8 protein-coding genes and 1 pseudogene are annotated in these 12,944 nt (G+C 27.2%); all 9 read right to left on the bottom strand.

Going from position 1 to position 12,944, the window contains the following annotated elements:
• Window positions 1–10: 10 nt before the first annotated feature.
• Complete coding sequence (locus tag BM077_RS04095; RefSeq protein ID WP_089748436.1) at window positions 11–3,589, bottom strand: hypothetical protein; 3,579 nt, start codon at window positions 3,587–3,589, stop codon at window positions 11–13.
• 2 nt (window positions 3,590–3,591) lie between these two features.
• A complete protein-coding gene (locus tag BM077_RS04090; RefSeq protein WP_089748437.1) occupies window positions 3,592–4,497 on the bottom strand; it encodes a DUF4007 family protein in 906 nt (301 codons plus the stop codon).
• 16 nt (window positions 4,498–4,513) lie between these two features.
• Window positions 4,514–6,082: a phosphoadenosine phosphosulfate reductase domain-containing protein gene (locus BM077_RS04085; protein WP_089748438.1), complete on the bottom strand. Its 1,569-nt coding sequence runs from the start codon at window positions 6,080–6,082 to the stop codon at window positions 4,514–4,516.
• Entirely contained in the window at window positions 6,066–7,583 is a 1,518-nt protein-coding gene (locus BM077_RS04080; RefSeq protein WP_089748439.1) for a hypothetical protein, read from the bottom strand. Before BM077_RS04080 ends, BM077_RS04085 begins: the two co-directional genes overlap by 17 nt.
• Before the next feature lie 13 nt (window positions 7,584–7,596).
• A complete protein-coding gene (locus BM077_RS04075; RefSeq protein ID WP_089748440.1) occupies window positions 7,597–7,833 on the bottom strand; it encodes a hypothetical protein in 237 nt (78 codons plus the stop codon).
• Between the two features lie 26 nt (window positions 7,834–7,859).
• Window positions 7,860–10,901 (bottom strand): sigma factor-like helix-turn-helix DNA-binding protein, encoded by a 3,042-nt coding sequence (locus tag BM077_RS04070; protein WP_177188339.1) that lies wholly within the window; start codon window positions 10,899–10,901, stop codon window positions 7,860–7,862.
• 284 nt (window positions 10,902–11,185) lie between these two features.
• Entirely contained in the window at window positions 11,186–11,704 is a 519-nt protein-coding gene (locus BM077_RS04065; RefSeq protein ID WP_089748443.1) for a hypothetical protein, read from the bottom strand.
• Window positions 11,705–11,869: 165 nt separating this feature from the next.
• Window positions 11,870–12,178: pseudogene (locus tag BM077_RS14185) on the bottom strand (GxxExxY protein); the annotation flags it as partial.
• Between the two features lie 93 nt (window positions 12,179–12,271).
• On the bottom strand, window positions 12,272–12,676 hold the full coding sequence (locus tag BM077_RS04055) for a single-stranded DNA-binding protein (RefSeq protein WP_090003447.1): 405 nt from the start codon (window positions 12,674–12,676) through the stop codon (window positions 12,272–12,274).
• Between the last annotated feature and the right edge of the window lie 268 nt (window positions 12,677–12,944).

The following is a 12,944-nucleotide window of genomic DNA, read 5'->3' as shown; positions in this document are numbered from 1 at the left end:
TTATCCCCCTCTATAACTGTTCTTTTAACAATTCAAATAAAATTGTTAGTTTTTCTTTGTTACTAATCGAATGACCAAAATTATCAAAATCAGTTTTTACTTTAGATAATAACATTTCTCCTAAATCTGATACTTCTTCTTGATTAAAACTTAATTCCTTTTGACTACCTTCTTGTATAAATGATAATTTAACTTCTCCATGTTGTTTTTCATTTTGATTATAGTCATTGATTTCTATAAACATTTCTTTGATATTAGCTAAAAACTCATTTAAATGTTCATCCCTCCATTGAGCAGGAGTAAAACCAGTCAACCTCTCTGCTAATTCATTTATAAATTCCTTATTATCTTTCATATTAGAATCCTTTATTAGATCAAAAATACTATTAACTTGCCAATTAAAATGATGATTTTTAATTTTAGAAGGTAACTGCTGATACCAATTAAAAAATTTACCTTTTATTGTATCACTATTATAAACTTTTAGCTCATTTAAGTCATTTAATTTAATAACTATTTCACTATATAATTCATCTAATGCTTGGTTTAACTTATAAATTATATTCTCAATTTGATCTGCCAATTTATTAAAATCGTTCTCACTTAATTTATTTGGGAAGATTTCAAAGTATAGCTGATGAGTATTCTTAAAGTCTCTATTTAATATTTTCTTAAACATCATCGTTTCTTCAGCTAAACTATTAGTATTACGAGTATAATGAGGTAAGCTTCGATAATACTTCTTCATGCCTTCCCAAAGAGCTTTTAATCTATTTCGTTTCTTTAATTCATCATCTATATATTGATTGAAAATTTTCTCTAGATTTAATATGTAGCTCTCTTTTTCATCATCCCATAAGTCAATTCCTAATTTAAACACTTGAGGATTTTCTTCTATCTCATCAAAGATAGCTGGTCTTATTTCTCTATCTTCATCTTTCTTAGTTATTACAATTCTACCTCTATATTTTCTTAAGTAAGCACTTAGTAAAATAGGAAGATATCCTTTCCGTAACCCATAAGGAGCTGACTGAAGATTGTCATATATATTCTTAAAATTAACCCTTTCATCTTTAGCTTTTGCAATGAATTGTTTTATCTCTTGTACTACACCTTGCCCGTTTCCTATAGTTTCAGGTACTACTATCTTAATCTGATTATCAACTTCTTTTAATATATCATTCTTAACTAAAACACTACGAACTACCGTGTGAGCAGCTGTAAAATTACTAAAACCTAATTCTGATTGTAAATCATTTTCTGATAATAATTTTTTAATAATATCTTTGCGTACTTTTTTCATTATTCCAGTAATTTGATTACGATTAATCATTTCATGATTAATTATCATAGTAGAAGTAAACACTTCTTTACAAATTTCAGAAATTAACTTTGATAATTCCTTCTTATCTTTTAATTTTATTTTCTTCCCTTGATAATAAAAATCAGCTTGGTTATAAGTAGGATGATAAATTTGATTTAGTTTCGCTAGTAATTGTTCTTGCTTTTCTTCTAAATGAAATTCTAATTCTAATTTAATAATCGGATCCTGAGCAAGGAAATCTTTTTGAGTCAAAAGATATTCAATACTATCAATTTCGCTTAATAATGCTTTCCAATTCATATGTTCTTTAGGTAAAAGAAAGATTGCTTGCTTATGATTAATCTCTTGAATTCTTTTTCTAGCTTCTTTTATTTCATTTTGACTGGAAGGTAAAATTATAAATATTTTGCCATCAAGATATTTTTCTTGAATGCTACCCCTTATTTTTTCTTTAGTAATGTCTTGTATGTTTAAGTATTCTGATGTAAAGAATCGTAACATATTATTTTTAAAATTATAACGATGAGCTAAGACAGGTGATAAAAGATAATTCTGATTTAATTTAACTATCGGATCAAAATATTCATTTCTGGACTTACTTACTTCTTTAATCTTAGCCTTAATATTTAAATCACTACCATCAAAGAACTTATAATGATTTAAGCTTTTACGATAAAAAATCACTTTTTTTTCTAAAAGAAGCTTTTCAACCTCTTTGAATTTTTTTCTATTTAAGCCTAAGTTATTCCTAATATTTTCAGGAGTAGGAGCTAACCGACTAAATTTAGAAATAATATTAATAACCGCTAAACTTTTAATAAACCGCTTTGCTACTTCTTCGTCATTATTTAACTTTTGCAAACTACGATGAGCTTTCTTCCACACCCCATAAATTCTACTATTTTCATCTTCCTGTTTAATTAAATCTAAAAAATAATCATAGAGTTGATCTAATCCTACTAAGGGAAAATCAGAATCTGCCTCTTTCAAAAAGTAATTTAGACCATATTTTTCCTGTTGCGATAAAAAGGTAAATAAAGTCCTTTCATTTTGAGCAATTAACTTTGATAAATTAAATAACCCAAAGGCTGTTGCTGGGTGTAAAGGATAACATCCAAATAAGATCCAATCTTTTAATTCCTCCAACGTTAAATCAACAAATAAGTTACTCTCTTGTAAATAAAACATAAGATCTTTAAAATTTTCTTTATTCAATTCCTTAAACTTTTGCCATCCATCTTTAGTTTTAATAATAACTTTAGAAATCAATTCATAAATCTGCTTAGAATGTTTAGTAATATTATGTCTTTTAAATCTTCCTTCTACCTTACGCCATTCTTCAGTCATTTCTTTAGTATTAGTTGTATATTGTGCTAAATTTTTATGAGTAATTAATAGTAAACTAGTGTTTAACTTATTACTTTCATCATTACAATATTCTGCTAAATCTTGAATATCTTTAATATTAAAATTATCTATATTCTCCTCTAAAAATTTACCAAATTCATCAAAAGCAATTAAGACCCCTTTATACCCATAATTTTTTAAAACACTTTCAATACTAGATAACAATTCTACTAATCTAACCCTATTATAAGGTGTAAATTTAGAGCCAGCAGTCAATTTAGGATGTAATTCTAAAAATATATGATAATAATTCTTATCATACTTCTTTATTCCTGAAATAAACTCTTTTAAGGTTAATTCATATTCATTCTGCAATATTTCCTTTAAATTATGATAAGTCGTAGGAAAATCTTCTGCCCAAAATTCAATTTTTTCAATAATAGTATCATAAAAGGTTTTAGGCAAATAACTTTCTAACCCTTGATTCTTCAACGCCTTCTTTAATCCTAAAATAATACTCTGCTCAAAATCAAACAAACCTTCTTCCGGTAAAACAATCAAGTACTTTTCTGATATGATTTGAGAAATATTATTAGCAAAATCTTGTTTATAATTACTAATGCGATAAAAGAGGTCAGTATATGCCATATCATTATCTATTTTATTTATTTTTTTTGATAATAACGATGCTAATACCATCGTTAAATGAGATTTTCCAGTACCGTAAGAGCCTAATAAGATATGGGAACGATTGGCATCTTCAAATATAAAACCATTAACTATATCATTCATAATTTTCATTGCTTTATCAGTTGGTATGTAATTTTCTATCTTAAGTGGATCGTTAAGATCATATTCAAGATTAATTGAATATTTAAATCCTTTTGCAGTATTTATAATCTCCTGTAGTCTAGTCATATTTAAATCCCCTCTAATCCATAATTAGTGTCTATATCTGTATATGCATCTTCTAAAACTTTAAATTTATTTGTTTGGTGTAGTGTTATTAAATTATGGCCAAACCCTCTTTGAATTTCCAAATAACCTTTTTCTTCTAAAAATTCTAAATGTCTCAATAAAGATTTTCTTTTTAATCTAAAGACCTTTCCAATACTATTTTCTGTTTCTAATAACTGAGTAAATGAAATTTGTTCATTCTCATTAACAGAGTATTGGTTTAAAATCACATAATAGAGTATATCACTACTTAATTTATTAAAAGAAGGAATATTTAATTGAAAGCCTTGCTTCCCATTCTTAGTAACTAATTCTAAATCAACTAAGGGAGAAGTCAAAATATCTTCTGGATTATTCTGATAACTATACTTTCGTTCATAAAGGTAAGTATTCTTAAAACAGTGAAAGTCCTTCTTTAAGGAGCTTTCTGCAACCTCTTTTTTTAAGTTGTTTTTTGTATAAGCCTTCAGTTCTGTTATAAAAGAAGTTTGGTCAAAAAAATTTTCTTGATAAAAATTAAAGAACCAATACCAGCTTGTAGCTAAAGATTCTTGTGTCACTAGCTTATAGTGTAATAACCATAAGGTTTTTGTATCTTCAAAGAAAGGGTCATGATTTAAAATAAATTTACCTAAATCAGTTATTTCTTGTTCAATCATCCCCTTTGTTCCTCTACCTTCTATCGTTAAACCAGTAGCCTGCATCCAAAAACGCAAAGCTGCTACCATAGTTTTACCTACTCCCAATTCATCAATAGCCTCTTCTCTATTTGCTGGAGTAAATATATAAGGTTTTTCATTTATTAGTTTTAAAGTTTTGGGCAACCATCCCTCTCTTATATAAAATGTTCTATGTTTAGCAAACCCCATTTTTATCACCTCTAGTCTATTTTAATGCTTCAAATTTTAAACAACCATTATAAAAATTAGCTATACAATCTTTGCAATTAATACATTTTCTGTTATCTATAGTGTATTTTTTGTTCTTTGTATTTATAGCAGAGCTAGAACAAGTATTTTCACAAGCAGAACAATAAATGCAATTTTCATATTTTCTTAATTGACATAAAAATCTTTTATGGAAAGTACTAATATTTTCAACTTTATCAGGAATAACTTTAATTAGTTTAGTATTAAGTATTCCTGTAATTTTAAATTCAGTTTTATCACTTTTCACCTTCCATTCAAACTTTCTCCCGTCAACTTGTGAATTAACTTCTCCAAAAGGTTTTATTAACTCTATAAAGTCTTTTTTTATTTTTCTATTTAATGTATAACTTTTGGCATTGTCATTTATGGTACATTCTTTAGCATCAACTTCTTTTAATTGAGTGTCTATTCCTTTATCACCCCTTCTAGCCTTCCAATAACCCTCATCTACATATACTTGATAGTCTGGCTTTCCAGCTTTTTTAGCAAATTTGATTAATAAACTTCTCCATTCCTCATATTTTTCAGGCATATATAACCTCGTTAAAAACTCAGACCACACAGAATTATTTGGACATAACCAACAACCCACTCTAGTAAAACCTAATTTATAAGCCTTATTAAATAATACATCTTTAGATAAGATATATAACCATACATCTGAATCTTTCCAATTTAAAATTGGAAAACTAGAAATTTGTCTTGATATCTTTGATTTCTTTTGAGTTCTTTCATATTCACTTCGTTCTCTTGATTCCCATTTGCGAATCCCCATAAAAGTTAACGCCTTTTTATTACCAGGGAAAGTGCTAATGCTTTGCCCTATAGGATTTGTTTTAAAAATTGTACAACACCATCTTTCTAACCTGCTAGGAGGACCAAATACTGAACATAAATCCATAAAATTTTCATCGCTTGCTTGCTCAAAGAATGGGGTTAACGTATTTTTTTTCATAAATTTCTTTATATATTTATATGTATAAGGAAACTCAAGAGTTGTATCTCCAAAAACATGAATTATTTTTTGCTTTGATAAAGCATTCCTTACTAAATGAGAAATAACTGTAGAATCTTTTCCCCCACTGAACGAAATAACAGGAATGTAATTTTTTGATTTATATTCATTTGTAACTTTCATAATATACTTTTTAGCTTCAGTCTCTATATAATCAAATCTTTCACTATTGTTTCTAATAAATTTACATTTATAATCATTCATTTTTTTATCAGTTTCTGAAATTCTTTTTTTAAGTTTCTGTCTAATATTATTCAAATCCCACTTTTTATCTTTTATCTTATTATAATTAAGTTTGTATTTTTGCCCATTAACGATATACGTATTGCGTTTAGTAGCCCATACGCTTTTATCAACTATCTCCTCTTCTAAAAGTAAACTTACTAAAACTTTTTCTTCAAAAAAAACTGGTCTGACATCCTTAGCAATTTCTTTTATTTGTTTTTTACAACTAGGGCATTTATGATTATCAATAATAGGAACTGAACAATTATCACACCAAAATATCATAGTTATCTATCTCCCATTTATCTTCTATTGGACAATATTTACCACTATCTTTATATAAAATATTATTAGTCGATTTTAATATTCCGATTTTTCGCATGAAGATCTTTACTCGTACTACAAGACAATAAGGTGCTAAAAACTTAATATAAATAGGCTTTTTAATCATTTCATAGTTATCTTCTTTCATTTCAGCAATATACTTTTTAATTTTTTGATTTCTTAAATTTAATAAGTACTCTTTCTTATCATTTAAGCTATTAAGCTCTGGTGTTAAACAACAACTAGAAACATGTTTTTTGCAATTTATACATACTTCTGTTCCTTTCCTTATTGGCTTTAAACCACAACTAGGTTTTTTACCTATCAAAAGCCATTCCAATTCACTATAATGCTCATTTTTAATCAAATATTGGAATATATCAAACATAGAGTTCTTACCCTGCTTATTAATTGTCTTGATCCAATTTACAAATAATTTAACAGCAGGTAGAGAAAGAAAATGTCTTCTTAAATAAGGAGCTGCATCATTCAAAAACTCTTCATTATGTTGCAATTTTTTAATCGGTTTTGACTTACATAACTCATTAATAGAATAATTCTCCTTTTTAATTGTGATTATATCTTTATAATTCATATACTCATAAATAAGCTCTATTATTGCATCTGATAATTTTTCTCCTTTCTTAGTAGGCGATAAGTTTTGATCTATTAAACTAAGCCTAACTAGGTCATGTTTATACTTATGTCTTGAAGCATTCTCTAGTTTTTTCATTAATTTTTGCTCATCTTGCATTAAAAATAATAAAGCTAATAATTCATTTAACCTTAAATCTACTAATAAAACATTATTATCTTTACTATATTCAACATCTTGTAGAGCATAATAGTTCTTAATGAACTTTTTGTCATCTTTCAAAATCTTCTCACCATTACTATTAGAAGAATAATCAATATTTTTTTCATTTAAATAGGTAACTAACTCAAATTGATCACTACTTTCATCCACATTATATCGATTCATATATTCTTTAACCATATCTGCTGATACATAACCATAATCCATACCAAAATCAACAAAGTCTTCTTCACTTTTAATGGTATAAATATCCTCATTCTTACGAACTTGTAAAGGAGTAGTATATTCTCCTTTTATAAATTCTAAAAACTCTGGACAAAATGCTTCTAATAGAATTTCTACTTTAACCTCTTTTAATACAGAATATAGCTCACTTAAAAACTCTTTTATATCCTTCAGTGAAGTTTTATAAGCAATAAAATTCCAAAATATATTGCTAAAATAGTCATAACAAATAAATTGATTAACAGTTAATGGTAATAGATTGGGGTGCTGTTCTAGATATTCTTTAATCTTAATTCTATCAACCTGAATACCTAGTTTAGCTAAGATCATCTGTTGAAGGTTGGCAATAGATATAATACCATCAGTACCTGTTATTCTTTTATATCGTTTATCAATTAATCCTTTAATCTTTTTATTCATAAACTGTCATCCTCTAATCATAAATTATCTCAATATTCTTATTATCCAGTATCTGTATTGCCTCAAATTGGTCCTTTACTTCTTCTGATTCATAATCAAACTTCATTAAGTCTTTAAAGTTAACATAACCATTCTCCAAACCAAATTCAATTGCTGATTTTAAATCAGTAATACTTTGTTTTGTTTTATCTTTACCACCAAAAATAACATCCATAATCTTACTAACAGATTCATCATTAACATTGCTCATAATTATCACCAATCACTTTATTAATTTTAGTCGTAAACAATTTCAATATTTTTCCTATCAAGCAATTGAATTGCTTCAAAATGATCACTAACTTCTTCTTGGTTATAATTCAACTTTATTAGTTCATTAAAATTAACATGACCATATCTTAGTCCATACTCGATAGCTGATTCTAAATCAACAATTTCAATTCTTTGTCCATCTTTAATATCTGCTTTACTAGCATTTAAAACCTCATTAATCACTATATTAGAATTTACTTGATGAAGATCAGTTTCTAAAATGGGTTTATAATCTTCTTCATATTCACTCTGTTTATGAAACTTAACTATTTGATCACTATAATATTCAACATAAAGATAATCTCCAATTTTTAGATCATTATCTTTTAAAAACTTCTTTATTCCTTTAAAGGCCCTTAGTTCTTGATCAAAATACAAATTATAAATCCTACCTTTAGTATCAATTCCACTAATCTGATTTTTAATTTGCATTCTTTTAATAATCTTTTTAGAAACTTTCAAATGATCCTCATAATAGTACTTTTTACTAATCTTATGTAAACTTACCAACCTCCCTTTACGTCCATTAAAACTCCCTAAAAAATAATCATAAACTCGGTCTTGTTCACTTGCCTTAATTCGCCATGAATTAATATGGTACTTACTAGCAATCTTCTCATCATCTTTCCATTCTTTTAAAGCAAATAATCCAGAGGAATAATTGAATATCCTTTTATTATCAATAAGATAATGATATACCGTTCTTGCTTCTACCTCTTTATGTTCCAGTACCTTTTTAGCTACTTCTTTATAATGCAATGGTTTCTTCTCTTCTTTTAAAATCTGGTAATTAAGATCACGTACATAAATATCTTCTTCGCAATCCCAAGAGGTTAACCCATAAGTGCCTGAATCTACTCTAATAAAGTCTCCATCATAACTATTTAATTTAGAATGAATGTTATGTGCTGTAGTTTCTGTAAAGTATTGATTATATAAGCCAGCCACCTGTTTATAATGAACAGGCTTTCCAATTAAAGAAAGAATTAGTTTTATTTTGTCTGTTTCATAAACTTTTTTTTCTTTGATTAACAGTTTAGCTTCTATTTTTATAATATTACTCTTTCTAAATATAGCTTCTTTTAAAAATTCTTCATTCTTAATCATAAACTTACTAAAAAATTGAACTATATCCTTCAATTCAGCAATATTAGTTTTAGTGGTTAGTTCATTTCTAATTCTTCTCCATAATAATTCATAATACTGAGGTTTCATATGAACTAAATATTTATTATAAAGTAATTGAATTTGTTTTTGTTCCTTATTATGATTACATTCATTATAGAAATTAATTAAAAAATCCAAATCTATATTTGAAAAACATTCTTTAATCACTGGGTGACTCCAAAAGCCATCTAAATTCATAACTCTTGTTTCAACAAAAACTTTTTCTAATAATTTAAAATAACGCATATAACTAGAACGTCTTTGAGGATGCATAATTTGTCTTATAGCTTGATTCTCTAGTTGTCTAACCCTTTCTCTAGAAAGACCAAATTCATTACCAAGCTCACTTAACGTTGGTTTATTAGATATAAAAGTTCTGTTAAAAAGAATATACTTTTTTCTTTCATCTAAATCATTTAATATTTCATCTAATTGTTGTTTAAAATCACCATAAAATTCTTTATATTTACTATGTCGAATAAATTTATTATTTTTATTAATCCAAGTTTTATAATTTACACATTTAAATGAATCATCATTATTTAATATCTCCTCGATCTCATTTAAATCAATTCTTTTATCTAATACTAGTAAAGCTTTCTCAATTTCTTCTATAGTCATTGGTTTGTGAGAATGTTTAAGTAAACCATCAATCAACACTTGTAAATTATAATCAGTTAATTTATTATTAGTATATTTATATACCATGCCAACTTTTTGTAAACTATCAGCTAATTGTGGTTCCTTCTTTTTTACCAAATAACCATTATCATAATATATATTACCATGACTTAATAGTGAGTAGATAAACACATTATCATCAACATCTATTTTAATATCTTCTTTCAATTCATTGATATCCTTTGGCTCCTTTAACTTTTCAAGCACTTTATCAAAGTACAATTTATTCGAAGATTTATTATTCTTTATATTGGAACGATAGTATTTATTAATTAAAAATTTTAATAATCTATTCTCAGCATCTTTTGCTTTTTTCTCTCCTATATTTCTTTGTTGTTTAAAATCAAAAAACAAATCTTTTCTTATCTGTTTTATAGTCTTGATACCTTTTATCTTACAAAACTCTCTGAACATTCTATATTTCCTGCCCCTAAATACTGTAAAAATACTATCTGATTTTATATTCAAAGTATTTATTCTATCAATTAAGAATTTTAATAATTTATTCTTAACATCTTTTACTTTTTTATCCCCTATACCTTTTTGTTGTCTAAATTCTAAAAGCAAATCTTTATTGATTCCTCTGATACTCTTTATACCTTTTGCCTTACAAAAATTTCTAAACATTTTATATGTTCTACTGTTAAATACTTCATAAATACTATCGACGCTATTCTCCATTTCTGCTTGAATCTTATCATTCGTATCTTTATTAAATTTTTTTAATTGATTACTATTTTCATCTTGTTTTACAGTATCTAAATTTTCATTTTCCTCCGTATTTTCTTGGTTATATTTAACTAAAGCCTTTTTCTTTAGACTCTTAAGAATAGTATTCTTGCTTATTTCAAAAACAGGAAAATTAGACTTTATAACATTTATTAATCTATTAGTTACTCCTTGATAATCCTCATTAACTTCTGATTCATTAATAAATTCATCAGAAATAAGATTTAAAACTTCTTCTTTAACTATAAATTGCCTTGAATTAATTTGCAGAAACCTTTTGTCATTATCTAGGAATTTTATTATTTCCTTTTTGCTTAATTCTTCCCCACATCGTGAAAATAATCTCATTGCAAGGTTCTTTACTGAAAATATTAACTTTTCTTGTTTATTATTTAATTTTTCTTCTATTAACTCTTTTAAGTAATCCACCACTTCCCACTCCTTATTTAAGACTATAATTTCCAAGTGAATAACTATTATATATCTAACTCTAAATTTTACATAAATATCATGGAGTGTCCTATAGTATACTACTATATTCATATGTTAATTTCCTGTATAAAATCATAAATAATACTCATTAACCATAATCAAACATTATTTTGACAAATAAATGTATTTACTGATCGCTAATCTAACATTTCCTTAAACTTATGAATATTATAGTGATTCATTTCATAGTATTGCTATAATATTCATATATTACATTTAACTCACTCCAAAGAACCCTTAACCTTAACTTCATCCTGCCATCGTGAATAATAGCGAGTATATTTAGGCGTACATACACTCACGTCCATATCATACTCTTCTAACACCTTAAGCTGATTACCAAATCGATCACCATCAAAACTCATAATCACAATTTTATAATTCTGCTCTAGCTTTCGACATTGCTGATATAATTTATTTCGATTCTCCTCACTAATATCATCATATAATTCTATATGATCTGTTTCCAGATCATCAAAGTACTCTCTAGCTAATTCACATAACCCTTCATCCTGTAATACATAGATCCCTATCATTAATAAAGCATCTTCTAACATGTTTTCTAAAGTAGGAATCCAGACAATCTTCTTATCTTCTTTTTCCTCAGAAAAGATATTCTCTGGAGTTAGTATCCAGGCCGGTCGACTATTCTCCGATAAGAACAAATAATGACTCGGGTTAATACCTCCATGATTGGGGTGGCTTCCGCCTACTAATATCTGCGCTGTTAAAGTCGCCATTCTAATCATCTCCTTTTCATATTAAGAATAACATACACCTTAGGACAAATTTTGTCTGTTTAGTAAAAAGGTTAATAAAATACATGTTTTTCTTATAGTTCTATTAAAAAACTGGTGCCACAATTATATTTGTAATACCAGTTATTAATTCCATACTATTCACTTTCACACCCAAACAGCAAAAATCTCCTTATCTTTCATTTTAATTCTCTCTTTCTTATATTTCTTACCTTTATTAAAATTAAAGCTAACTAAGTAACCTTTATCAACATTTTGCTTATTTAGATAATCAAGTAGTTGCTCTAATCCTTTTTGATGATACTTCTCTCCTCGCCAGACCTTTAATTCTACTATATACTTCTTATCACGATAGGTAACTACTACATCTAATCTCTTTTCTTGAGAAATCTGTACTTCCGTAAAATCAAAGCCTTGACCATTAATTATCGGTTTAATGAACGCCAGAAAGATAAGGACGCTTTTAATTATTTGATAAAATATAATCTACTGACCTTACATTAAATCTGTAAGACCAGTAGATTATTATATCTCAACTATCCTCCATTATTAAAACGGCACATCGATATCCTCTTTACCACCTTGGCTCTGATTATCATTAGCCATCTGTCCTTGATTGTTTCCTCCGCCGTTACCTTGTCCATAATCTAAGAACTGTACATTATTAGCTACAACTTCCGTGACTCTACGGCGCTGTCCTTCGTCAGTTTCATAACTTCTGACCTGTAATCGACCCTCAACCGCAACCTGTCTTCCTTTGGCTAAGTAATTAGCACAATTCTCTGCTTGCTTTCTCCAAACTACGATATCAACCCAATCAACATCTCGCTCTCCTTGTTGATTAGTAAATGGTCGTTGCACAGCAATGCTAAAGTTACAAACTGCCACTCCATTTGGAGTATACCTCAACTCCGGGTCTTGTCCAAGTCTTCCAATTAAAATAACCTTATTCATCTTTACATCTCTCCTTTTATTGATTTAAATTAAGATTTGTTCAAAAAGTAACTTATTACAATAAGAAACTCGCATAATTAATAAAGTTAAGCATTAATTATGTAATTGTCTTATTATGCTACCTTAATTTTATCTAATTCACAAACTTATTTCAATAGTATTATAAATTTATAATACTATAACACCTAGGACAATAACTGTCGCAAGGCAAAAAATTAAATTAATTCGATTAAATCTTTATCTAAATTCATACCCCATAATACTCTTT

Origin of the sequence: Candidatus Frackibacter sp. WG13 (assembly GCF_900114655.1) — a bacterium.
Taxonomy (GTDB): Bacteria; Bacillota; Halanaerobiia; order Halobacteroidales; family Acetohalobiaceae; genus Frackibacter.
The sequence above is the reverse complement of the archived record's forward strand: the minus strand, read 5'-3'. Positions and strand labels throughout refer to the sequence as shown.

Bases quoted from the DNA above. Each gene is read 5' to 3' on its own strand.
- BM077_RS04090 (WP_089748437.1), bottom strand. From the start codon at position 4,497: ATGGGGTTTGCTAAACATAGAACATTTTATATAAGAGAGGGATGGTTG.
- BM077_RS04075 (WP_089748440.1), bottom strand. From the start codon at position 7,833: ATGAGCAATGTTAATGATGAATCTGTTAGTAAGATTATGGATGTTATT.
- BM077_RS04085 (WP_089748438.1), bottom strand. From the start codon at position 6,082: ATGATATTTTGGTGTGATAATTGTTCAGTTCCTATTATTGATAATCAT.
- BM077_RS04095 (WP_089748436.1), bottom strand. From the start codon at position 3,589: ATGACTAGACTACAGGAGATTATAAATACTGCAAAAGGATTTAAATAT.
- BM077_RS04055 (WP_090003447.1), bottom strand. From the start codon at position 12,676: ATGAATAAGGTTATTTTAATTGGAAGACTTGGACAAGACCCGGAGTTG.
- BM077_RS04080 (WP_089748439.1), bottom strand. From the start codon at position 7,583: ATGAATAAAAAGATTAAAGGATTAATTGATAAACGATATAAAAGAATA.
- BM077_RS04065 (WP_089748443.1), bottom strand. From the start codon at position 11,704: ATGGCGACTTTAACAGCGCAGATATTAGTAGGCGGAAGCCACCCCAAT.